General features: G+C 41.0%; 21 protein-coding genes. 4 read left to right on the forward strand and 17 right to left on the reverse strand.

What is annotated here, in order from left to right; translation table 11 throughout:
• Positions 1–191: 191 nt before the first annotated feature.
• Positions 192–488: a thioredoxin gene (gene trxA / locus WKU26_RS11090; RefSeq protein ID WP_178266214.1), complete on the reverse strand. Its 297-nt coding sequence runs from the start codon at positions 486–488 to the stop codon at positions 192–194.
• A gap of 148 nt (positions 489–636) precedes the next feature.
• Here trxA and mazG point away from each other — a divergent pair, with 148 nt between their 5' ends.
• Both mazG and WKU26_RS11100 read left to right on the forward strand, forming a co-directional pair.
• Positions 637–1,422, forward strand: a complete 786-nt coding sequence (gene mazG, locus WKU26_RS11095; protein WP_269878906.1) for a nucleoside triphosphate pyrophosphohydrolase — start codon at positions 637–639, stop codon at positions 1,420–1,422.
• 39 nt (positions 1,423–1,461) lie between these two features.
• The gene (locus tag WKU26_RS11100) at positions 1,462–2,742 is read left to right on the forward strand and encodes a S28 family serine protease (RefSeq protein WP_269878907.1); all 1,281 of its coding nucleotides are present in this window, start codon (positions 1,462–1,464) and stop codon (positions 2,740–2,742) included.
• A gap of 109 nt (positions 2,743–2,851) precedes the next feature.
• Here WKU26_RS11100 and WKU26_RS11105 read toward each other — a convergent pair whose 3' ends face one another.
• The 13 genes from WKU26_RS11105 to grpE all read right to left on the reverse strand — a co-directional run bounded on the left by WKU26_RS11105 (position 2,852) and on the right by grpE (position 16,911).
• On the reverse strand, positions 2,852–3,286 hold the full coding sequence (locus WKU26_RS11105) for a hypothetical protein (RefSeq protein WP_340322056.1): 435 nt from the start codon (positions 3,284–3,286) through the stop codon (positions 2,852–2,854).
• A gap of 13 nt (positions 3,287–3,299) precedes the next feature.
• Positions 3,300–3,671: a hypothetical protein gene (locus tag WKU26_RS11110; protein ID WP_178267197.1), complete on the reverse strand. Its 372-nt coding sequence runs from the start codon at positions 3,669–3,671 to the stop codon at positions 3,300–3,302.
• A gap of 46 nt (positions 3,672–3,717) precedes the next feature.
• Positions 3,718–4,272: an RNA polymerase sigma factor gene (locus WKU26_RS11115; protein ID WP_178267198.1), complete on the reverse strand. Its 555-nt coding sequence runs from the start codon at positions 4,270–4,272 to the stop codon at positions 3,718–3,720.
• A gap of 77 nt (positions 4,273–4,349) precedes the next feature.
• Positions 4,350–5,264, reverse strand: a complete 915-nt coding sequence (locus WKU26_RS11120) for a ribonuclease Z (protein WP_269878909.1) — start codon at positions 5,262–5,264, stop codon at positions 4,350–4,352.
• Positions 5,265–5,378: 114 nt separating this feature from the next.
• Entirely contained in the window at positions 5,379–6,428 is a 1,050-nt protein-coding gene (locus WKU26_RS11125; RefSeq protein WP_340322057.1) for a DUF4468 domain-containing protein, read from the reverse strand.
• A gap of 95 nt (positions 6,429–6,523) precedes the next feature.
• Positions 6,524–6,958, reverse strand: a complete 435-nt coding sequence (rpiB, locus tag WKU26_RS11130) for a ribose 5-phosphate isomerase B (RefSeq protein WP_340322058.1) — start codon at positions 6,956–6,958, stop codon at positions 6,524–6,526.
• On the reverse strand, positions 6,958–8,967 hold the full coding sequence (locus tag WKU26_RS11135) for a transketolase (protein WP_178267202.1): 2,010 nt from the start codon (positions 8,965–8,967) through the stop codon (positions 6,958–6,960). The genes rpiB and WKU26_RS11135 overlap by 1 nt, the downstream gene beginning before the upstream one ends.
• Before the next feature lie 443 nt (positions 8,968–9,410).
• Complete coding sequence (gene galK / locus WKU26_RS11140) at positions 9,411–10,565, reverse strand: galactokinase (protein ID WP_178267203.1); 1,155 nt, start codon at positions 10,563–10,565, stop codon at positions 9,411–9,413.
• Between the two features lie 75 nt (positions 10,566–10,640).
• Positions 10,641–11,939, reverse strand: coding sequence for an MFS transporter (locus WKU26_RS11145; protein ID WP_178267204.1), 1,299 nt, complete (start codon positions 11,937–11,939; stop codon positions 10,641–10,643).
• A 39-nt stretch (positions 11,940–11,978) separates the two neighbouring features.
• The gene (locus tag WKU26_RS11150; protein ID WP_340322059.1) at positions 11,979–13,073 is read right to left on the reverse strand and encodes an aldose epimerase family protein; all 1,095 of its coding nucleotides are present in this window, start codon (positions 13,071–13,073) and stop codon (positions 11,979–11,981) included.
• Between the two features lie 125 nt (positions 13,074–13,198).
• On the reverse strand, positions 13,199–14,494 hold the full coding sequence (locus WKU26_RS11155) for a bifunctional folylpolyglutamate synthase/dihydrofolate synthase (RefSeq protein WP_340322060.1): 1,296 nt from the start codon (positions 14,492–14,494) through the stop codon (positions 13,199–13,201).
• Positions 14,495–15,121: 627 nt separating this feature from the next.
• Positions 15,122–16,294: a molecular chaperone DnaJ gene (gene dnaJ, locus WKU26_RS11160; RefSeq protein WP_340322061.1), complete on the reverse strand. Its 1,173-nt coding sequence runs from the start codon at positions 16,292–16,294 to the stop codon at positions 15,122–15,124.
• A gap of 20 nt (positions 16,295–16,314) precedes the next feature.
• Entirely contained in the window at positions 16,315–16,911 is a 597-nt protein-coding gene (grpE, locus tag WKU26_RS11165; protein ID WP_178267210.1) for a nucleotide exchange factor GrpE, read from the reverse strand.
• Positions 16,912–17,143: 232 nt separating this feature from the next.
• Between grpE and WKU26_RS11170 the strand changes: the two genes are divergently transcribed.
• A complete protein-coding gene (locus WKU26_RS11170; protein ID WP_178267211.1) occupies positions 17,144–18,763 on the forward strand; it encodes an ABC-F family ATP-binding cassette domain-containing protein in 1,620 nt (539 codons plus the stop codon).
• Positions 18,764–18,916: 153 nt separating this feature from the next.
• On the opposite strand, the gene WKU26_RS11175 is transcribed toward WKU26_RS11170, so the two are convergent.
• On the reverse strand, positions 18,917–19,402 hold the full coding sequence (locus tag WKU26_RS11175) for a cytidine deaminase (protein WP_178267212.1): 486 nt from the start codon (positions 19,400–19,402) through the stop codon (positions 18,917–18,919).
• 175 nt (positions 19,403–19,577) lie between these two features.
• Between WKU26_RS11175 and WKU26_RS11180 the strand changes: the two genes are divergently transcribed.
• On the forward strand, positions 19,578–20,414 hold the full coding sequence (locus WKU26_RS11180) for a glucosaminidase domain-containing protein (RefSeq protein WP_340322076.1): 837 nt from the start codon (positions 19,578–19,580) through the stop codon (positions 20,412–20,414).
• Positions 20,415–20,877: 463 nt separating this feature from the next.
• Here WKU26_RS11180 and WKU26_RS11185 read toward each other — a convergent pair whose 3' ends face one another.
• Together WKU26_RS11185 and WKU26_RS11190 are read right to left on the reverse strand one after the other, a co-directional pair.
• Entirely contained in the window at positions 20,878–22,032 is a 1,155-nt protein-coding gene (locus WKU26_RS11185) for a DNA/RNA non-specific endonuclease (RefSeq protein WP_340322062.1), read from the reverse strand.
• Between the two features lie 11 nt (positions 22,033–22,043).
• The gene (locus WKU26_RS11190) at positions 22,044–23,069 is read right to left on the reverse strand and encodes an endonuclease/exonuclease/phosphatase family protein (RefSeq protein ID WP_340322063.1); all 1,026 of its coding nucleotides are present in this window, start codon (positions 23,067–23,069) and stop codon (positions 22,044–22,046) included.
• Positions 23,070–23,109: the final 40 nt, after the last annotated feature.

Consider the following 23,109-nt stretch of genomic DNA (forward strand, 5'->3'; position numbering starts at 1 on the left):
TGTATGGTAAGGAGATAGTCCGGATTTCATCTGATAGTTGTGTGAAAAGGATGTAGAGATTGCTTATCCGTAGTTGCAGTGGAGTAAAAACAATATATAAATTCGTAGTATATGTATTGAAATTTGGTTATAATAAAAAACTACCGAAGATCACTCCCCGGTAGTCTCGTACATGAAAATGAATATGCTTATTATTTGAACAGTGCGATGATTTTATTCAGTTCCTCTGCATTGATAACTCCACTTTGTCGCCATAACTGCTTACCATTCTTGAAAATCATAAATGTAGGTACTGACTGAACTGAATAGTGAGCTGCTACCGAACGGTTCTTGTCAATGTCAACTTTTATGATACGTATGCTGTCACCTTGAATCTCTTTCACTTTTTGGAGAATGGGAGTCATTATCTTGCAAGGCGTACACCATGTCGCAAAAAAATCGACTAAAACAGGCGTTGGGGACGAAATCAAATCACTGAAACTTTCCATATAATAAAAGTTATATATTCTAACTAAATATCATGCTTTTGTTTCTTATAACATTTATCTTGGTTTTTTTGTTCATGGATTCTTGTTTTTTTTCTTTTTTCTCCCTCCTTTTTTCTACTTTTGTGCGACAATTTTTAATGATAGAACCATGCATACCAAAGAGGAAAAAGTGGAAGCTTTTGGACGTTTGCTTGACATCTTGGATGAATTGCGTGAAAAATGTCCGTGGGATAGAAAACAGACTAATGAGAGTTTGCGACCCAATACAATTGAAGAAGTGTATGAACTGTGTGATGCCCTGATGAAAAATGATGAGAAAAACATCTGCAAGGAGTTGGGAGATGTATTGCTTCATGTTGTATTTTATGCGAAAATAGGTAGTGAAACCGGTGCTTTTGATATAAAAGACGTATGTGATAAGCTTTGTGATAAGCTGATATTCCGTCATCCTCATGTTTTTGGAGAAGTAAAAGCTGATACTGCTGAAAAAGTATCGGAAAATTGGGAGCAGATAAAGTTGAAAGAAAAAGATGGTAATAAATCTGTATTGAGTGGTGTTCCTGAGGCTTTACCTTCACTTATCAAATCTTATCGTATTCAAGATAAGGCTCGTAATGTTGGATTCGATTGGGAAGAGCGTGAGCAGGTTTGGGAAAAAGTGAAAGAAGAAATCAGTGAGTTTGAAGCAGAAGTTGCTACCATGGATAAGGACAAGGCTGAGGCTGAATTTGGTGATGTAATGTTTAGTCTGATTAATGCTGCCCGTTTGTATAAGATTAATCCGGACAATGCATTGGAACGTACAAATCAGAAGTTTATCCGTCGTTTCAACTATTTGGAAGAGCACACCATTAAGCAGGGAAAGAACCTGGCGGAAATGACATTGGAAGAGATGGATGCAATATGGAATGAAGCTAAGAAGAAAGGATTATAGAAGTTGATGAGATTTTGCAGATTAAGTTTACTACTATTCATGATGTGTTGGTGTGCTATTCAGACTATAGCAGCCGATACATTGAATGTAGAGTTATTGCAGAGACTGCGTAATTTGCCGGCGGTAATTTCTGCCGATACAATGGAAAGTAAATATTATCCTCATAAATTTGTGCTATACATGCAGCAGCCTTTAGACGCTGATAGTCCGCAAGCTGGCTGTTTTGCCCAGCGTATAATTGTGGCTCATGCAGGATTCGACCGTCCTACGGTTATGGTGACCGAAGGCTATGATGCGGCATACGCTACCAATCCTTATTATCAGGAAGAACTTTCCCATTTGTTGAATGCTAATCTGGTTTTTGTAGAGCACAGGTATTTTGGTGAGTCTGTTCCGGATTCATGTAATTGGGATTATCTGACGGTAGAAAATGCCTTGAATGATTTGCATCATGTGCGAAGCGTTTTTGGAGATGTGTATTCAGGTAAATGGTTGGCTACGGGGATTAGTAAAGGAGGACAGACTGCAATGTTTTATCGTGCTTTTTATCCGAACGATGTGGATGTAACTGTTCCTTATGTGGCTCCGTTGAATTATTCGGAAGAGGACGAACGCCATATGCATTTTCTCTCGGATGATATCTCTTCTTCTGCCAATCGTAAGAAAGTGGAAACAGCACAGTTGGAACTTCTGAAACGTAAGGCCTCTTTATTGCCTTTGTTTACCCGATATTGTGCAGAGAAGCAATACACCTTTCGCGTTTCTTTAGAAGAAATCTATGAGTTTTGTGTGCTAGAATATGCTTTTGCCTTATGGCAATGGGGAACACCTCTCACAGAAATTCCTTCTTTGAAGGCTTCGGATACTACTTGGTTCAATCATTTCATTGAAATTAGCGAGCCAGGCTATTTTTCAAAGGAAACTCCTTATATGCCTTTCAATGTACAGGCTGTGCGTGAATTAGGTTATTATGCTTATGATATCCGACCGTTTAAAAAGTATTTAAGTATGAAGACATCAAAGAACTACTTGCGAAAGGTAATGCTTCCGGAGGGGTTGTCTTACATTAAATTTGATGCTTCCTTGTATAAACGTACGGTACAATATCTGACTAAGCATGATCCGAAGATGATTTATATTTATGGAGGAGCTGATCCTTGGGTTGCTTCAGGAGTAACATGGTTGAAGGGAAAACAACAGATTCATGTCTACGTACTTCCTAATGGAAGTCATACTACCCGTATTGTGTCTTTTGATAATTCTACTCAAAAGGAAATAAAAGATCTGTTAATGCAGTGGTTGAATGAACCCTCCAACTGATGTGAAAGAAAATATATATCCTCATCTTTAGACAGATAAAAAGCGACATCCGGTAGATTTCTTGTATACAAGAGTTACCGGATGTCGCTTTGTTTTATTCAGATAAAGTTTATCTCTTTTTATTGGGCTTCAGCAGTTCTCTATGAAAACGCATTTCTGCACGTTGTAAGCGATATATTTTTTTAGCAGAAAGAAAAGCTTTGTATTTATGGACATACTCTAAATCGAGTTCATTGATTTCGATTTTAGTTTTGATTACATCTTCAATCACTTTCATCTGCTCTTCTTCTGACAAGTTTTCGTTCTTACCCTGTCTCATCAGTTGCCAAGCCTTCTTATTATATGCGTGCTTCTTATCTTGGAGTTCAAAATAAAGTGGAAAGAACTGCTTGTCTTCTTCTTGAGTCAATATATTTTGTTCAACGAAAAATGCTTCTTGTTTGGCACGGAATTCTTCTTTAGATAAGCACTTTCTTTTTTGTGCCTGCATGTTATTTGTGCAAATAAATAACAAGAGTGCTATGATATACCATCCTTTTTTCATGTCTTTAATGTTTTTATGGGTAAATAGGAGTATCTGCATCAGTTAGATATTGATAAAGAGTATAATCGTCCATCATGGTTTGTTCCATGAGGGGTTCAATATATTCATCTGGAAGTTCGGATATACTTTCTATCGTATAATCAGTTTTATTTTCCGGTTTTTCTCCAACGATGACACGGATACTGAACATCAGTCCACAAAACATGGCAACCATATATACCCATGGTTTTACTCGTTCCCACATGCTGATTTCCGACATTTCTACAGTCTCTTTTTCGGGAAGCTGCTTCATCAATTGCTCCGTAAAGTTGTCGAAATATCCTTCCGGAGTTTTGAAGGGTATTTTCTTACCGTATTTCTTAGCCAATTCGCTGTCTGTTTTCATTATGTTATCCTCCTTTTCTTATTAGATGGTTATTTGAAGGAAAAGTTTAATCATTTTGTTTGAAAAATTCTTCTATTTTCTTTACCGCATGATGATACGAAGCTTTTAAAGCTCCGATACTTGTTCCCATTATTTCGGAAATTTCATTGTATTTCATATCTTGAAAATACTTCAGGTGGAAAATAATACGTTGCTTTTCCGGTAAAGTCTGTATGGCTTTCTCGAACAAGAGCTGTGTTTGGTCTCCATCAAAGTAAGGGTCACTTTCCAGCTGGTTCAGCAAGTTTGCTTCCGATTCCTCAATGGATAAATGTTTCTGTGCCCGTTGTTTATTCAGAAAATTAAGACATTCATTCAAGGCTATCCGATAAAGCCAGGTTGAGAGTTTGGCTTCTCCCCGGAAATATTCCAGATTATTCCATGCCTTGATAAATGTATTCTGTAATAAATCGTCTGCATCTTCGTGTGAAAGCACCATTCTCCTTATCTGATAATATAGCTGTTCCTTGTAGGTATTAACTATCCACTCAAAAGCCTCCCTTTGCTGGTCAGGCTCCTGAAGTTTCAGTATAATTTCCTTCTCGGTATATTTGTCGGTCATGATTCTTCTTTTGTTACGTTAGAACTCTTACGGTAAAGTTGGTTTAATCTGTTTCATCCTTTTTAACACGCTTTCCGCTACAGTGAAATTTTGAGATTCTCTTCGGCCAGCATTGTGTGAGGAAAAATTTCGGAAGCTTCTTTCAGCAGTATACTTTCATCTTCATATCTGGCAGAAAAATGTCCTATAAGCAATTTCTTGACTTGGGCTTCCCGTGCGATTAATGCAGCTTGTGCTGCCGTAGAGTGGAAGGTTTGCTTGGCCCGTACCGCCTCCGTATTGGCAAAAGTTGCTTCATGAAACAACAGGTCTACGCCTTGTATTTGTGGAACTATACGTGGAAGATAACACGTATCCGAACAATAAGCATACATACGTGGAGGGTCGGAAGGAATGGTCAATCGGGAGTTGGGAATAACAGTTCCGTCGTTGGTTACATAGTCTTCTCCATTCTTTATCCGGTTTATCATACAGATTGGTATCTGATAGAAGTCAATCATTTCACGTATAATATGGTTTGGAGTAGGCTTTTCCTTAAAAAGAAAACCACATGTTGGCATGCGATGGCGTAACGGAATTGTTTCGACTGATACCGAGCGGTCGTCGTAAATGACCGTTTGTTCTCCAGGATTGAAAGGATGGAAAAAAACTTGATAAGTCATACCTTTGCAGAAAAAATCCAACTGTGGTGCCATCAGTTTTTCCAGGTCTGGATGGCAATGAATGTGCAGGTCGGCTGTACGTTCCAGCATACCGAATGTAGAAATAAGTCCGATGAGCCCGAAACAGTGGTCGCCATGCAGGTGGGAGATAAAAATGTGATTCAGACGATTGAAACGTAAGCGCGACCGTCTGAGTTGTACTTGTGTTCCTTCTCCACAGTCTATCATGAATAGTTTTTCCCGGATATTAATGACCTGTGAAGTAGCCTGATGGCGGGTTGTGGGGAGTGCCGAACCGCATCCTAATATATGTATGTCGAATTTTTCCATGCGAGCAAAGATAAACTTTTCTCTTTTATTTCAGGACAAAAAGAAAACTAAAGATTGTCAGCAGATGGCACTTTTGACAATCTTTAGTTTCCGTATCATTGATTCCTTGTTGAATTATCGCATCAAGATGCGTGTAATTTCACCGATATACATTGTGTATTGTTTGGAAGTATCGATAGACTGGTTCAGCGATTTCAACTCTTCGGCCGACATATTTTGCTCCATCGATTTCTTGCACTCTATCACTACACTAGGTTGTGTATTTCCTGTACTGTAAAGAGATATTTTGTATGTATCACTTTGCTTCATCAGTGCACTGACTGCAATACGGCTTTGGTCTATCAATGTATAAGTGACGTTTTTGCTGAACAGTTTTCCAAATCCTCCCCAGTTTTCGGCTTTGATATCAATTTCCTCTTCACCGGCTGTGATAGTCAGACGTCCGTTGGCAATCAAATCATTGAAATTGGCAGGTATCTGTTCGAATGTTACTTCTTTCAATTCTTCTGAAGTATTCAAGACCGGTTGTGCCGGAACCAATGGAATCATAGGAGTTGTAGTTGCCGTATTGTTGTTATTAAGCAACTGCTTACCTAATGCAGAAGCTACCGATTCGAACAAAGCATCTTTTAGATTGATGGTTTCTCTTCTGAATTTGCCGCAGATAGGAGCAAGTTTAGTCTTTTTCTTGTTCAATGCCATGTCGTCTGTAATCCATTCTTCTGCCGAATAACGTTCTCCACCGTCACGGTTTTCTTCGTACCAGTAGCGGATACGTGTCATGGTAAGACTGCATACTTCATTTTGAACATTGATAAGAAACTGGTAATAAATACGGGTGCGGTCTAATGATATGGCCGATGAAGAGAATACCATGTATTCTTCTGCTGTAGCTGCGATATCACCTTTTTCTTCGTTTGTATAAGCCACCTGACTATATAAATTGCCCTCTGGTTTGAATCGGTTTTTAGCCCATTCCAGCATCAGGTCATATAGTTTTTCTTTGGATACACCCGGAGCTTTGAATTCTTTAGTGAAAGTCACTTTCCCTTCTGATAAGGTAATTGCTCCAGACAAATATTTAGGATCGTTGTTGTCTTTCTTTTCTTTTGCTGTGCCCAACAGTGGCAGGCATAAAGCAATAATAAATAAGAGTTTTTTCATGGTAGTAGTTATATTCTGATTTTTCTGTCGCAAATATAACGATAAAAAAAGAGAAGCATAAGAATGCTTCTCTTTTTTATGTATTTTAAGATAGATTATTTTACAGGTATCTTGTCAATACGTGCCTGGTGGCGTCCGCCATCGAATTCTGTATTGAAGAATTCAGTCATAATCTTGTCGGCTGTCTGGAAGTCGATGTAACGTCCTGGCATTACCAATACATTTGAATCGTTGTGCAGACGTGTCATATGCGCTATTTCAGGCATCCAGCAAAGTGCTGCACGTATACCCTGATGCTTGTTCAGAGTCATGCTGATTCCTTCTCCGCTGCCACAGATTGCAATTCCCGGGTAACATTCTCCAGCTTCTATAGCTTTAGCCAGTGGATGTGCAAAGTCGGGATAGTCGCAACTGTCGGTGGTATATGTACCAAAGTCTTTATATTCCCATCCTTTGGCTTCCAGCCATTGTTTTACATACTGTTTCAGTTCGAAACCTGCGTGATCTGATGCTAAACCTATCGTTTTCATTAGAGCATTGCTTTTACTTGTTTATATACATTTTCGGCTGTGAAGCCCAGTTTTTCGTCCAATACTTTGTAAGGAGCAGAGTAACCGAATGATTCCATACCCCAAACTTTACCGTTCGCACCTACCAGATTTTCCATACTGAATGGAAGACCAGCTGTCAAACCGAATACTTTAGCTCCGGTAGGGATGATGCTTTCCTGATATTCCTTGCTTTGGCTACGGAACAAACCTTCCGAGGGGACTGATACAATACGGAGTTTTACTCCATCCTTACGCAGCAGTTCGGCTCCGGCTATCAGTGTAGAAACTTCAGAACCAGAAGCAATCATGATTACATCCGGATTTTCATCGCTTTCTACGATATAAGCTCCTTTGGCTGCTTGCTTATAATCTGTTCCAGCTGGCAGGTTGTTTACATTCTGACGAGAGAAGATCAATCCGGTAGGAGTGGATGTATTCTCCATTGCCAACTTCCATGCCTGTGTTGCTTCTTCCACATCGGCCGGACGAAGAACCAGCATAGAGTTCTTTCCCTTGTGGTTTTTCAGTTTTTCGAGCAAACGTACCTGTGCTTCCTGTTCTACCGGTTCGTGTGTCGGTCCGTCTTCACCTACGCGGAATGCATCGTGTGTCCAGATAAACTTCACAGGAAGTTCCATCAAAGCTGCCATACGAAGTGCAGGCTTCATGTAATCTGAGAATACAAAGAATGTACCGCAGGCTGCAATTACACCTCCGTGCAGTGCGATACCGATACAGCAACAAGCCATTGTCAGTTCGGATACACCTGCCTGAAGGAAAGCTCCGCTGAAGTCACCTTTTTTCAGAATATGAGTCTTGGCCAGGAATCCGTCTGTTCTGTCGGAGTTACACAAGTCGGCAGAAGAAACAATCATGTTTTCCACCTTTTCTCCCAATACTCCCAATACGGTAGCAGAACCTACACGGGTTGCTGCATTCGCTTTTTGCTGGATAGCATCCCAATTGATTTCCGGCAATTTACCGGCAAACCACATATCCATTTTGGCTGCAAGTTCCGGATTTGCTTTTGCCCATTCTGCTTTAGCAGCGTATCGTTCTGCAACGATTGCTTTCAACTCTTCACGACGTTTAGCATAGATTTCTGCTACTTCCGGGAAGATTTGGAATGGATTTTCCAAGTCACCATTCAGGTTTTTGATGGTGTTGATGTAAGCATCGCCACCGAGTGGAGCTCCGTGTGTACCGCAATCGTGTTCGTAGCTGCTACCGTCTGCACGCAGACAGCCTTTACCCATTACTGTCTTACCGATAATCAGAACCGGTTGTCCGCTTACAGCTTTGGCTGCAGTCAATGCTTCACGAATCTGGTCTACATCATTTCCGTCTATTGTGTAAACTTTCCATCCCCATGCTTCGTATTTCTGTGCTACGTTTTCAGTAGTGACATCTCCACATTCTGTAGAAAGCTGAATATCATTCGAGTCGTAGAACATAATCAGGTTGTCCAATCCCAGATGTCCGGCAATACGTCCGGCACCTTGTGAGATTTCTTCCTGAATACCTCCGTCGGAAATATACGCATAAATTGTTTGGTTCATTACGTCACCCAAACGAGCTTTTAGGAACTTGGCAGCGATAGCGGCACCTACAGCGTAAGTATGTCCTTGTCCGAGCGGGCCGGATGTGTTTTCAATGCCATGCATGAAGTCTACTTCCGGATGTCCTGGGGTAATGCTTCCCCACTGGCGGAATTGTTTCAAATCCTCCATTGTGTATTTTCCAGCCATAGACAAGACTGAATACAGCATCGGCGACATATGTCCCGGATCGAGGAAGAAACGATCGCGTCCTTCCCACAATGGATTTTCTGGATCGTATACCAAGAACTCTGAGTACAGTACGTTTATGAAGTCAGCTCCGCCCATAGCACCTCCGGGGTGACCAGACTTTGCTTTTTCTACCATTGCAGCAGTGAGAATACGAATATTATCCGCTGCACGATTCATTAATGCTTTATCGTTTTTCATTGTTCCTATGTTAATTTATTTGCAAAGATACGTAAATAAACTCAGATTGCCGTTAGTTCGATATAGATATTGTTGCTTTTTTTATTGTATATGGACGAATAAATATGTTTTAAGTTGCGGGATTTTCTTAAAAATGAGATAAAAGAGAGGAGAAGTTAATAATAGCTTAATAAGTATGCTCATGTTGCATATGGGAAGCTATATGATGTTATAATCAACGTCGTTGGATCTGTAATCGGCGACATCGGCTGTAAAAACGACGGCGGCGATTGTACAGCCGACGCCGTCGGCTATAGAATTTCTTTAGTATGATGTCTGTATGAATTTGCTGTCGGGAAAATCTTTTTATTGTATGGCGTAGGGGAGGGGATTTAGGGTGAAGAATAAAAAAAGCAGCTGCCTCTATGAGGCAACTGCTTTTGTGTGATTGTATCCAAACGGTATTAGCAGAGTTTGCGTGAACCGTTGCTGATTGTTACATCATATACTTTCGGGCTGCGTCCGAATTTTTCTTTGAAGCGTTCTTTTGCAGTAGTAATGAATGTTTCATAAAGCTCGTTCTTTACGAGGTTGATGGTGCAGCCTCCAAATCCTCCACCCATTACGCGTGAACCTGTTACGCCGCAGTCGAAAGCGACATCGTTCAAGAAATCGAGTTCTTCGCAACTTACTTCGTACAGTTTGCTCATACCCTGATGGGTTTCATACATTTTCTGTCCTACGGTTTCGTAATCGCCTTTTTCAAGTGCATCACATACATCGAGTACACGTTGTATTTCTTCAATGACATATTCTGCACGCATGTAGTCTTCTTCGCTGACCTGAGCCTTTACTTCGTTTAGCATATCCATGCTGCAGTCACGCAGGAATTCTACGTTCGGGTGGTTTTTCTTGATTGCTTCTACCACAGTTTCGCAACTTTGGCGACGTTTGTTGTATGCAGAAGAAGCCAGTTCGTGTTTCACTACAGAGTCAACCAATACCAGGCGGTAGCCTTCCGGTTTGAACGGGAAGTACTGGTATTCCAAAGAGCGGCAGTCCAGACGAATCAGACTTCCTTCTTTTCCGAATACTGAAGCAAACTGGTCCATGATACCACATTTCACACCGCAATAGTTGTGTTCTGTTGCCTGACCTACTTTTGCCAATTCGAATTTGTCTATCTTATTGTCTCCGAACAAATCGTTCAGCGCATACGCATAAGTTGATTCGAGGGCTGCTGAAGAAGACATACCGGCACCCAGAGGAACATCGCCTGCAAATGCAGTATTGAAGCCTTTTACATCTACTCCTCTTTTAATCATTTCACGGCATACACCGAATATATAGCGTGCCCAACTTGCCTTTGGAGCGTCTTCTTCGTTTAATCCAAATTCTACGTAATCTTTCAGGTCGATAGAGTACGCGCGGACCTTATCAGTTCCGTTAGGCTTTATTTCAGCAATTATACCTTTGTCTACTGCTCCAGGGAAAACAAATCCTCCGTTATAGTCTGTGTGTTCACCGATGAGGTTGATACGTCCGGGAGATGCGTATACCGACCCTGTTGTTCCGTCAAAATGTTTGATGAAACGTTCTCTTACGAATTCTATGTCCATCGTGGTATATTTTAAGGATTAATAATAAAAGACCATACTTGCCAGCAGCAAGTATGGTCTTATGTGATTTATTGATTATTCAACTGGAATATCTTTATTGACATTCTTGCTTCCGATAGCTGCATAATATAAGATGTAGCATACAGCAGCAACGATTACCCAGTAGCTCATCATATAGCTGCTGGTGATATCTGCTAAAGCTCCTTGGATCAAAGGAAGAATACCTCCACCGCATACCATAATCATGAAGATACCCGATCCCATTGAAGTATATTTACCTAAGCCTTCTACAGCCAGGTTGAAGATTCCACCCCACATTACAGAAGTACACAATCCGCAAAGTACGAAGCACATTACGCTGACAGGTACTGTAGTCATACCAAAGCTGATGTCTGATTTAAATACCGGCATTGAAACTTCAACGGTAGTAGGGCTGAACATACCGATAAACAACAGAACTAAAGCCAGAGTGCTGACGAAAATAATCTGTGATTTGCTGGAATATTTAGCTCCCAGGATACCTCCTACCAAACGGCCGCACATCATAAGGAACCAGTAAGTACCTACGATAGAACCCGCCATAGCTGCATCGATACCGATACCTGCAGCACCTTCGGTTACGTCGCTGGCTGTTGTAAGGAACAGGTTCATGAAGTTAGGAATACCTACTTCTACACCTACATAAAGGAAGATGGCTACGGTACCCAATACGAAGTGACGGAATGACATCGGGCTGTGTGCATCTTTTACTTTCTTTTCAGTCTTTTCTGCGTATGGTTCCGGCAAGTTCATTACTGCCAATACAATAAATACTACCGCAAAGATACCCATCGCAATAAACAAAGCCGGAGCTGCATCACTAATCTGTGCTTTGGCTACATCACCCATCAGATAACCTACCAGTACCGGAACGATAGTAGCTGAGATAGAGTTTACAGAACCACCAAACTGAATAAGCTGGTTACCTTTCTTTCCACCACCGGCCAATGTGTTCAACATAGGGTTTACTACGGTGTTCAGCATACACATAGAGAAACCTGAAACAAATGCACCAATCAGGTAGATGGTAAATCCGTTTGTGCTGGTTCCAGACAAATACTGGATACCTACACCAATAAATCCTACGGCAACGGCAGCCAGAGCTGTCTTTTTATAACCGATTTTCTTCAGCATCATACCTGCAGGCAAGCCCATGAATGCATAGGCAATAAAGTTGGCTGCATTACCCAGCTGAGTCATCCAGTTTGCTACAGAGAATTGGTGTTTTACAATTACTCCTAATGGATTGGTAAGCCCTGTCACGAAAGAAATCATCGCGAAAAGGGCAATCATCATTGCTATAGGCAATGCATAATTTTTCTTTTGTTCTGACATAATAATTTTAGGGTTATATTAATTGATAAAAAGGTTAATTTACTTTTTGATGCCGAATTTGTAGACTGTAGTCTGATGATAAGTGTTTTCAGGAGTCAGTACGGCAGAGGGAAAATGTCCTTTGTTTGGGGTGTCCGGGAAGTGCTGTGCTTCGAAACATATAGCACTGCGGGCAGGAAACGTTGCTCCATGCCATCCGGTAAATCCATTGTGCCAGTTGGCTGTATAGAGTTGTACACCTGGTTCGGTAGTGTATACTTCCAAGGTACGACCGCTTTCCGGTTCAATACATTCTGCTGCAAATGTAAGGCTTCCGGCTTCTCTCTTGTTTAATACATAGCAATGATCGTATCCGGCACCAAATTTCAGTTGCTCAAATGCATCGTTGATACGGCTTCCTATTGTGTGAGGAGTACGGAAATCCATAGGAGTGTTTTCTACAGTTGCAATTTCACCTGTAGGGATAGATACTTCATCGACAGGAGTATAAAAATCCGCATTGATGGTTACAATATTGTTCTCTACTGTAGGAGTAGGATTTGCAACTCCTGCCAGATTGAAGAATGCATGATGAGTCAGATTGACAAGTGTAATCTTGTCTGTATTTGCTGCATAGGTGATAACCAATTCGTTCTGGTTGGTTAGTGTATAGACTACGGTTACGCTCAGATTGCCGGGGAAGCCTTCTTCTCCGTCTTCGGACAGATAACGTAGTGTTACACTTTGCTTGCTTGTTTGTTCTGCATCCCATACACGTGCATGAAAGCCGGTTGGCCCTCCATGAAGAGAGTTGGGACCGTTGTTGATGGTGAGAGTATATTCTTTGCCAGCCAACTGGAATTTTCCTTTGGCAATACGGTTGCCATAGCGTCCGATGAGGGTACTAAGGAAAGGTTCTGGACTATTGATCACATTTTCGATGGTATCATGTCCTTGTATTACATTGGCATAATTCCCGTTTTTGTCGGGCATCATAATGGCAAGGATAGCTCCTCCATAGTTGGTAACTGCTATTTCTGCTCCATTATCGTTTGTAAGGATGAACAAGTCTGTGTCTTTTCCATTGATATTTTTTTGGAAATCAGATTTCTTTAATCCACAAAGGTTGTTCTCGTTGTAATATGTGTGATTCATGGTTTAAAATATCTTTCGTTTATACGACCTGTAATTTGGCTGCAAATAAAAAAATTTTCTTTATAATCCCCAAACTTTTCCAAGAAAACCTTAACGGGGATTTGTGAACTTTTACATCTTGTACTTTATTGATGCGGGTGATACATTTTGAGTAAATCGGCTACTATAAAGCTGCTTCCTCCCACGAAAATGAGGTCTTCTGCTGTTGCTTTCTCTTTTGCTGCGGTTAATGCAGATTGTACATCCGGATAAGCTTCTCCATGAAGAGAGAAGGTTTGTGCCAGTTCTTTTACTTTTTCTGCAGGAAGGGCACGCTGTACGGATGCCTGGGTGAAATAATAGGCTGCATCAGAAGGGAGTAGCTTCAGAACACCGCTGATGTCCTTGTCGTTTACCATCCCGATAATCATGTGGAGCTTGTTGTATTTCTGTATAGCCAGTTGCTGGACGATGTAACTTATTCCTCCTACATTGTGTCCGGTGTCGCAGATTAATGCAGGATGTTCTTCCAGACGCTGCCAGCGTCCCATCAGTCCGGTCAGTTTGCATACATTGGAAAATCCTTTTCGTATATGGCTTTCATCGATATGATATCCGGCTTGTTTTAGGCAGTGTAAAGCAGACAAAATGGTATTTGTGTTTTTTTCTTGACAAAATCCCCCCAGTTCTCCTATTAGGTTGGAGTAGTTTGTGGTCTGATAGAGGCAATATCCTTCTTGTGTGTATTCTCTCTGTTGCACAAAATGTTCTTCTTCCGCAAAGTGGATAGGGGCCTGCATTTCTACGGCTTGTTGCTGAAATACAGGTTTGGTTTCTGGGGTTGTTTCACCAATTACAACCGGTATTTGCGGTTTTATAATACCTGCTTTTTCTGTTGCAATCTTAGCAAGTGTATCTCCTAAGAATTGAACATGGTCGAAGCTTATGTTTGTTATTACGCAAAGGTCTGGATGAATGATATTGGTACAGTCCAGCCTTCCTCCTAATCCTACTTCAATAACAGCGATATCTACTTCTTCCTGTGCAAAATATAAGAAAGCCATGGCTGTAGTCAGTTCGAAGAAAGAGGGGTGAAGTGGCTCGAAGAAAGCACGGTGCTGCTCCACAAAATCAACAACAAATTCTTGTGAAATAGGCTGTCCGTCCACTCGGATACGTTCTCTGAAATCAATCAGATGAGGAGATGTATATAGTCCGGTTTTGTATCCGGCAGCTTGCAATACAGCAGCTATCGTATGCGAACACGATCCCTTTCCATTTGTTCCGGCTACATGTATGGTACGGAATTTATGGTGTGGGTGTCCAAAGTATTCATCCAACAGATGAGTATTGGTTAAACCTTCTTTGTATGCATCTTTCCCGATATGTTGAAAGAGTGGTGCGCTATTGTATAAATAAGTAAGGGTTTCAGAGTAATTCATGATGTTGTTTTTGAATCTAATATAAATGTGGTGCAAATATCGGTATAATATTGGTATGTTATATTCTCTGTAGAAAAGAAATTCAATATGAAATGATGTTAGTTTTTAAGTTATGTAGATAATATTTGATGAAATGTATATTCTCGGTACAATCGGTTGTGAGGATGAAAATTGTTTTCTATATTTAACCTCATCAATATTTGTGAATATGAAAAAGGCAAAACTTATTAAAACTATCTTATGGGGTTGGTTGGGAATATCGGGCATAACATTCTTTTTTTTATGTTATAATTATGTAAACTCATTGGATATAATATATTATCAAGTTGATGCTTGGCCTATCACTTCTACTTTAACCTTTACCATAGATGAAGTATCAAATAGTATTGCATTGTATAAACTGGTGCATGGAATAGCAATTCTATATACAATAATTTCCTCAATGATATTGTTGTATCTTCTGAAATCACAAGCCGGGAATAAATGAGGGAATATGAGATTGAAGATTGGTTTTTGTGTGCCAATAAATAGTTCTGAATACTATATAATTTGAAATATAAAGAATATAAAAAAACTGCCTCATGGCCTTAGAGGCTATGAAGCAGTCTTCAAAATGAGAGAAGAGTTTTAATCAAACAAACTTCTGAATTTCTTGAATATTTTTTCCTTCAAGCTGGTATTTGGTGCGAAACTTTCCGATTCTTGCCATTTTTCCAAAGCCTGTCTTTCTTCCTTAGTCAGAGTTTCCGGAATATATACACTTACGTTGACCAATAAATCTCCTGTGCCGGTGTTGTAGCCATAACTGTTGATGTTTGGCAATCCTTTACCGCGTAAGCGCAATACTTTGCCCGGCTGTGTACCCGGTTCGATTTTGATTTTAGCTTTACCGTCGATGGTTGGAATTTCTACTGTACCTCCCAAAGCAGCAGTCGGAACACTTAGCAATAAGTTATAAATCAGATCACTCTCGTCACGAATCAGTTCGGGATGTTTTTCTTCCTCTATTTGTATCAGAAGATCACCCGGCACTCCGTTATGCTTGCCGGCATTACCTTTACCGTTCATAGTCAGTTGCATACCTTCGGCTACACCTGCAGGAATTTTTACGGTTACAACTTCTTCACCGTAAGTAATTCCTTCACCATCGCATTCCTTACATTTGTTTTTGATGATTTTTCCTTCACCGCCACACTGAGGACATACAGTCTGTGTTTGCATCATACCGAAGATGCTCTGCTGAGTGCGGGTTACACTACCTGTTCCATGACATGTAGGACAAGTTTCTGTTCCTCCTTCGCCTTCTGCACCTGTACCATGACAATGAGTACATTGAACATATTTCTTCAGTTTGAATTTCTTTTCTACACCAGTAGAAATTTCTTTCAAATTCAGTTTTACTTTTACGCGCAGATCGGAACCTCTGAATTTACGCTGGCGACTTTGTCCGCCTCCACCGCCAAATCCACCAAATCCACTATGTCCGCCGAAAATATCACCAAACATAGAGAAAATGTCGTCCATTGACATGCCTTGTCCGCTGAAGCCTCCAAATCCACCAGCTCCGGCAGCTCCGTCTACTCCTGCATGACCAAACTGATCGTAACGGGCACGTTTGTCCGGATTACTTAATACTTCATATGCTTCGGCTGCTTCTTTAAACTTTTCCTCAGCCTCTTTATCCCCCGGATTCTTGTCGGGGTGATATTGGATTGCTTTTTTGCGATACGCTTTCTTTATCTGGTCTGCTGAAGCTGATTTATCAACTCCAAGCACTTCATAATAATCTCTTTTTGCCATTTGAAAGAAGTCTTGGTTTATTATTGTGCTACTACCACTTTTGCGTGACGAATTACTTTATCATTCAATTTGTATCCTGTCTGTACACAGTCCAATACTTTGCCTTTCTGTGCTTCGTCCGGTGATGGAACCAATGCGATAGCTTCATGGAAATCAGTATCGAAAACTTCACCTACAGGTTCCATTTTCTGTAAACCTTCCTGTGCCAGTCCTTTCAGGAATTTCTGATAGATCAAGTCAATTCCTTCGTACATAGCTTGTACGTTTTCCGATTTCTGCATATTCTGTAATGCACGTTCCAAGTCGTCCAATATAGGAAGTACTGCACTGATAGCCTTTTCTCCTCCGTTTTTGATGAGTTCGGCTTTTTCTTTCATGGTGCGTTTACGGTAGTTGTCGAATTCGGCAGACAAACGCAGATATTTGTCTTTCTGTTCTTCAATGGTTTGCTGTGCTGCTTCCAGCTCTTTAGCCAGTTTTTCTTCGGCTGTCAATTCTTCTTGAGGCTGTTCTTGTGCAGTCTCTTCCGTTTGAGTGTTCTCTGAATTTTCAGCAGCATTGTCCTCTTGGTTCTTCAATACTTCTTCCTGTGAGTTCTGATTTTCTTTTGTACTCATATTGTTATATTGTTTTTTTATATGCAAATAATTATTTATTGTTTTCTATTCCCTTACAAATATCATGCCTAAACGGCAGAAATGTGGAAATGGCCTGCAAAAGTACGAAAAATCTGCCACACTGGCACATCTTTATTCACCTTTGTGTCTGTAGGGTATGCTTTTCTCATTTTTATTCCGTACCTTTGCAATGCCAAAAGAAAAGAAATAACATAAAATAGGTATAAAAGAAATGATTACAGTCTCAAATGTAGCCGTACAATTCGGTAAAAGAGTGTTGTATAACGATGTAAATCTGAAATTTACAAACGGTAATATTTATGGCATCATTGGTGCGAACGGTGCAGGTAAGTCAACTTTTCTGAAAGTGATTTCGGGTGAGTTGGACCCAACCAAGGGTAGTGTGACTTTGGGTCCGGGAGAACGTCTTTCGGTTTTGAGTCAGGACCACTTTAAGTTTGATGCACATACAGTGCTCGATACAGTACTGATGGGACATACAGTGTTGTGGGACATCATGAAGCAGCGTGAGGCTTTGTATGCCAAAGAAGATTTTACAGATGAAGACGGTATCAAGGCTGCAGAACTGGAAGAAAAGTTTGCAGAGTTGGAAGGCTGGAATGCAGAAAGCGATGCGGCTATCTTGCTGAGCGGATTGGGAATAAAAGAGGATAAACATTATACGCTGATGGGTGACCTGAGCGGTAAGGAAAAGGTACGTGTCATGCTGGCACAGGCTTTGTTTGGTAATCCGGATAACTTGTTGCTCGACGAGCCGACGAATGACCTGGATATGGATACTGTGACCTGGCTGGAAGAGTATCTGTCGAATTTCGAACACACCGTGTTGGTAGTCAGTCACGACCGTCACTTCCTCGACTCGGTATGTACACATACAGTAGATATTGACTTTGGAAAAGTGAATCTTTTTGCCGGTAACTATAGCTTCTGGTATGAATCCAGTCAGTTGGCACTTCGTCAGCAGCAGAACCAGAAAGCAAAAGCTGAGGAAAAACGAAAAGAACTGGAAGAATTTATCCGTCGTTTCTCTGCCAATGTGGCAAAATCAAAACAGACTACCAGCCGTAAAAAGATGCTGGAGAAACTTAATGTGGATGAAATCAAACCTTCTTCACGTAAGTATCCGGGTATCATCTTTACTATGGATCGCGAACCGGGTAATCAGATTCTGGAAGTGTCTGGATTGCGTGCAGAAACAGAAGATGGTGTAGTTCTGTTCAATGATGTGAACTTCAATGTAGAGAAGGGAGATAAAATCGTATTCCTGAGCCGCGACCCTCGTGCAATGACTGCTTTGTTTGAGATTATCAACGGCAACCGTAAGGCACAGGCCGGACATTACAACTGGGGAGTGACAATCACTACAGCTTATCTGCCTTTGGATAATACTGATTACTTTAACTGCGATTTGAATCTTGTAGACTGGCTGAGTCAGTATGGAGAAGGTAACGAAGTGTATATGAAAGGATTCCTGGGACGTATGTTGTTCTCTGGCGAAGAGGTGCTGAAGAAAGTGGATGTGCTTTCCGGAGGTGAAAAGATGCGTTGTATGATTGCCAGAATGCAGCTCAAAAATGCAAACTGTCTGATTCTGGATACTCCTACCAACCACTTGGATTTGGAATCTATTCAGGCCTTCAACAATAACCTGAAGACTTATAAGGGTAATGTGTTGTTCTCTTCACACGACCATGAATTTATTGAAACCGTTGCGAACCGTATTATTGAATTGACTCCGAATGGAATCATCGATAAGATGATGGAGTATGACGAGTATATTACTTCCGATCATATCAAGGAAATGCGTGCCCGTATGTATGGTGATAAATAATATACTTATATAAACTGATAAAGAAGCCTTTCTGCTTTGGGAAAATCCCTGAAAGTAGAGAGGCTTCTTTTTTATAGATCTGTGGTAAATTTGTCCGTGAGGCTTATGCCGGAAGAGGAAAGTAAAGTCCGGGTTCTTTCGGCTGGAAGTCTGTTATTTTGTTTCAAGAAAATCTTTGCCAAACGATAAAGGAAGCAAATCTTTGGTCCCTTCTATTACATAAATATCGTTTAGGCTATAAAGCAGGATACGCATAGGTTGTTGGTATCGCTGTTCGGTTTCGAGCAAGACCTGACGGCAGGCACCGCAAGGAGGAATTGGAGATTCTAAATAACCGGATTCGCTACGTGCAGCAATGGCAAGAGTCATGACGGGCTGATCGGGGTATTGAGAATTGGCGTAAAATAAAGTAGTACGTTCGGCACAAGTACCCGAAGGATAGGCTGCATTTTCCTGATTGCTTCCAGTTACAATAGTTCCATTGGCCAGCAAGGCAGCTGCTCCTACTGAGAAATGTGAATAGGGAGCATAACTGCGATTGGTAGCCTCTTTGGCTGCATCAATCAGTTTCCGGTCCAATTCTTCCAGCTCTTCATAACGGAAAGCACGAATGCCAATTTCAATTTTCAGTTCTTTCATGGTGTTTCTTTTTAGTATTTGTACAAATGTATAAAAAATAAGTAGATTTCGGCTTGTATTTTGTTTTATTCATTCAATAGTTTATCTTTGCTTGTCAGAAATAATTTAAAAGTCAGAATAAATGAATATATGTAAAAGGGGATTTTTCCTGCTGCTTGTATCGTGTGTGGTAGCCATGCTGCCTGCCCAGCGTCGTAATCAGGCATATGAAGATTATATCAAGAAATACAGAAAGATAGCGGTCGAAGAAATGGAGCGTTACCACATCCCTGCCAGTATTACGCTGGCACAGGGATTGCTGGAGTCGGGGGCCGGCAGAAGTACGCTGGCACGGAAATCGAACAATCACTTTGGAATTAAATGTGGCAGTCGCTGGGAAGGACGTACGGTGCGTCATGATGATGATGCGCGGAACGAATGTTTCCGTGCCTATAAGCATCCGCGCGATTCGTACGAAGACCATTCCAAGTTTTTGCGTACAGGAGCCCGGTATGCTTTTCTGTTCCGCTTGAAAATTACCGATTACAAGGGGTGGGCCAGAGGGCTGAAAAAAGCAGGTTATGCTACCGACCCTCGTTACGCAGACCGTCTGATAAATATTATCGAGCTGTATGAACTGGATCAGTACGACCGGAAAGGAGGACTGAAATGGGCAGAAGATTTTCCGAATCCGCATCAGCCTTATTTGGCTAATGAACTTTTGTATATCATAGCACGCAGGGGAGATACTTTTGAATCATTGTCCAAAGAAATGGGAATCAGCAAAAGAAAAATCCGCAAATACAATGAGTTGCCGAAAAATTATAAATTCCAGGGCGGTGAGATTGTTTATTTGGAGAAAAAACGCTATCGTGCTACCAAAGATCATATTTGCTATACAGTACGTCCGGGCGATTCCATGTATTCTATCTCTCAGAAATTCGGTGTCCGTTTGTCACGTCTGTATAAGATGAATAACATGAAACCGGAATCTCCGGCACCTAAAGTAGGAGAGATTCTTCGCTTGCGGTAAAAACGGAGTTTTATTGTTGTAAGATACAAGTGAACAGAGATTGTCTCAATATGGACTTGAGATGGTCTCTGTTTTTTGTTTTTATTTCAGATTAAGCTGTAGAGTCTTAGTTGTCTGAATTGTCTGTAGGAAAGACGCTCATTGGCATAGATATAAATCTGGAGATCTATTCATTTGTTCAATTCGGCGACGTCGGCTGCACAAACGCCGTCGTTGGCTGTACAGCCGACAACGGCGGCTCTATAATCAACGACGGCGATTAAAGACTCCGATGCTTATCGCTACCTGTTTATTCTTGTTGTGTGATATATTTGTCAAGAGATTGCCGGTTTCAAGCTCCAATATTTTCCGTCCGTCTTGCAAGAGTGGAATGTTCGGATACAAAAAAGGCCGTCTTAATATAAATTTTATTTAAGACAGCCTTTCTGATGAATGGTTTTATTTTTGCCCGGTTGGATAATCCTTACCAGCTCCAGGCACTTTCTGTATATTTACTTTCTACAGTTGTCTCTATATTATCGGGCAAGTTGGCAAAGAAATCAATTCCGGTTTTCTGCTCCAACTCGTCAATTGAAAGAGCATACTGCTTGTAATTGTTATTGCTATAAGCCTTATGTTCCAACCAGAAACCAATAGCCTGATAACTTCCGCCTTTAAGCGATAAGATAGCCATAAAATAGTATTTGGGTACAGGAACATTGTTGCCTATATATTCTATAATCTGATTGTCCTGAATGGTTCCTCCCTTTACTACGTATAGCGTATCCGATGAAACTGAGATTTTTCCCCACTGCTGGACTTTCTGTTCCAGGTTCATCCAGATGCCTCCGTTGAATCCGTTTTGAATCTGAGGACTCATGTTAGAGAAATAGAATGTCTGTTTGTTGGCTTCTATAGAATACTGACGGTCTGAAGAAGCACATAAGTGTCCGCGGCTGTATCCACTGCCTTTATAGTCGCTGTCGTGCGTCTGATATTGTGAGGGGATTTTCGGGTCGTCTCTGAATGAATCATTTCTTCCCGCATCATTGTCTGGAGTAGCTGTACTGAATGTAAAGGCTACCCAACGTGAGTGCTTCTTTGCACAATCCCATTCGTAGCTGTAAGTAATCACTTCTTTTCCGTTATACTGTGTAGTATGCGTGATGAACAGATTCATGTCTCCTCCTTTCAGAGCCGGAACTTCTATTCTTTTTGCATATCCGTTCGGATTTTCTGGAGTGGTCGATCCTCCTTCTCCTTCTTCGCCTGCATTCTGTTGTATGGTAAGCGGATAAGAAATACCGGCTATACGTACAGTGATGAGTGCAGAACGCATTTGGTCGGTAGTATTTTTGCTTACACTACCCATTACCGATGCATTTCCGTTACCAGAGTATCTTAATAAAGTACACCAGTCTTGGTCTACTTCTATTGTCCACGATTGTTCTGTGCGGATATGCAACAGGAAGCCTGCATTATCAGCCGGAAGATTTTCTTTTAAATCTAAATAAACCGGTTGGGATGTATTCTGTTCGTTGTTCAGCAACTCTTCTGGGATATCTCTTTCACTACAAGAGGTGAAGAGTGCCACAAGGACAAATAAGGTTGCCTTGAAAAAATGCAATGAATTCTTCATAAGTCAGGGTATTATTGTACTTCTTTGATAAAATAAACTACAGCAGGAAGATGGTCGCTATATCCGTTGAGCCATACTCCACCGGCGTGTGTACGTTTGGGGTAACCTTTGTATCTGCCTTCAGTCTGGAACATGAAGTCACGTTTGAAAATCTCATGTTTGTAATAAGTCAGAGTTTTTCTGTCCGGGTTTAACATATTGCCTGTAAATACTATCTGGTCGAACAGGTTCCATTTGCCTTGATACATCAGAGTACCGTATCCTTTTTTCAAAGTATCCCACCATGGGTTGAACAAATCTGTCTTACCGGTTTCTTTCGCTTTTCTTTTAGCTCCTAGCGCTACAGACATACTTTTGTCCATAGGATCGTCGTTCATATCACCCATAATTACGACTTTGATGTCGGGGCTGTTCAGTAATAACGAGTCTTTTAGAGCACGTACCTGAACTCCGGCTCTTTCGCGGGCTGGAGAAGCGGCTGCTCTCGAAGGCCAATGGTTTACAATAAAGGCGATTTTATCTCCTCCCATTGTTCCGCTTGCAATCAGGAATCCACGTGTTTTGTAAGTAGTGTCATTGTCTTCTGGAATGTAGGGGACAAGTCTGCTTGTTTCTACTTGAAAGAGTTTGGGGTTATAAAGGAAAGCACAGTCTACACCTCTTACGTCTACTCCTTCGTAATGGATAATTTCATATCCTCTGTCTGCAAGAGCCGGTTGTGCTATAAGGTCTTCCAGCACTCTTCTGTTTTCTACTTCCGAAACACCGATAATTGCAGCACCCATGGGAAGTTTGTCCGTAGCTAATAAACTTAGTACTTCGGACATGTTTTTCAGTTTGGATTTGTATTTGGAATCATCCCATTTGTTTTTTCCTTCGGGCAAATATTCGTAGTCGTTCTTCCCTTCATCATGTGAGGTGTCGAATAGATTTTCCAAATTATAAAAGCCTACTCCATATAGGGCATACTTTTTTTCCTGTGAATAAACTGTGACAAATAAGAATGTCATCAGTGCGAATAATAGATGTCTTTTCATTGTTTTGAGCTTTTAATTTATCATGTTATTACAGTCCAAT

This window comes from Phocaeicola sp. HCN-40430, from assembly GCF_037890285.1.
GTDB lineage: Bacteria > Bacteroidota > Bacteroidia > Bacteroidales > Bacteroidaceae > Phocaeicola > Phocaeicola acetigenes.

Bases quoted from the DNA above. Each gene is read 5' to 3' on its own strand.
- trxA (WP_178266214.1), bottom strand. From the start codon at position 488: ATGGAAAGTTTCAGTGATTTGATTTCGTCCCCAACGCCTGTTTTAGTC.
- mazG (WP_269878906.1), top strand. From the start codon at position 637: ATGCATACCAAAGAGGAAAAAGTGGAAGCTTTTGGACGTTTGCTTGAC.
- WKU26_RS11100 (WP_269878907.1), top strand. From the start codon at position 1,462: ATGATGTGTTGGTGTGCTATTCAGACTATAGCAGCCGATACATTGAAT.
- WKU26_RS11105 (WP_340322056.1), bottom strand. From the start codon at position 3,286: ATGAAAAAAGGATGGTATATCATAGCACTCTTGTTATTTATTTGCACA.
- WKU26_RS11110 (WP_178267197.1), bottom strand. From the start codon at position 3,671: ATGAAAACAGACAGCGAATTGGCTAAGAAATACGGTAAGAAAATACCC.
- WKU26_RS11115 (WP_178267198.1), bottom strand. From the start codon at position 4,272: ATGACCGACAAATATACCGAGAAGGAAATTATACTGAAACTTCAGGAG.
- WKU26_RS11120 (WP_269878909.1), bottom strand. From the start codon at position 5,264: ATGGAAAAATTCGACATACATATATTAGGATGCGGTTCGGCACTCCCC.
- WKU26_RS11125 (WP_340322057.1), bottom strand. From the start codon at position 6,428: ATGAAAAAACTCTTATTTATTATTGCTTTATGCCTGCCACTGTTGGGC.
- rpiB (WP_340322058.1), bottom strand. From the start codon at position 6,958: ATGAAAACGATAGGTTTAGCATCAGATCACGCAGGTTTCGAACTGAAA.
- WKU26_RS11135 (WP_178267202.1), bottom strand. From the start codon at position 8,967: ATGAAAAACGATAAAGCATTAATGAATCGTGCAGCGGATAATATTCGT.
- galK (WP_178267203.1), bottom strand. From the start codon at position 10,565: ATGGACATAGAATTCGTAAGAGAACGTTTCATCAAACATTTTGACGGA.
- WKU26_RS11145 (WP_178267204.1), bottom strand. From the start codon at position 11,939: ATGTCAGAACAAAAGAAAAATTATGCATTGCCTATAGCAATGATGATT.
- WKU26_RS11150 (WP_340322059.1), bottom strand. From the start codon at position 13,073: ATGAATCACACATATTACAACGAGAACAACCTTTGTGGATTAAAGAAA.
- WKU26_RS11155 (WP_340322060.1), bottom strand. From the start codon at position 14,494: ATGAATTACTCTGAAACCCTTACTTATTTATACAATAGCGCACCACTC.
- dnaJ (WP_340322061.1), bottom strand. From the start codon at position 16,294: ATGGCAAAAAGAGATTATTATGAAGTGCTTGGAGTTGATAAATCAGCT.
- grpE (WP_178267210.1), bottom strand. From the start codon at position 16,911: ATGAGTACAAAAGAAAATCAGAACTCACAGGAAGAAGTATTGAAGAAC.
- WKU26_RS11170 (WP_178267211.1), top strand. From the start codon at position 17,144: ATGATTACAGTCTCAAATGTAGCCGTACAATTCGGTAAAAGAGTGTTG.
- WKU26_RS11175 (WP_178267212.1), bottom strand. From the start codon at position 19,402: ATGAAAGAACTGAAAATTGAAATTGGCATTCGTGCTTTCCGTTATGAA.
- WKU26_RS11180 (WP_340322076.1), top strand. From the start codon at position 19,578: ATGCTGCCTGCCCAGCGTCGTAATCAGGCATATGAAGATTATATCAAG.
- WKU26_RS11185 (WP_340322062.1), bottom strand. From the start codon at position 22,032: ATGAAGAATTCATTGCATTTTTTCAAGGCAACCTTATTTGTCCTTGTG.
- WKU26_RS11190 (WP_340322063.1), bottom strand. From the start codon at position 23,069: ATGAAAAGACATCTATTATTCGCACTGATGACATTCTTATTTGTCACA.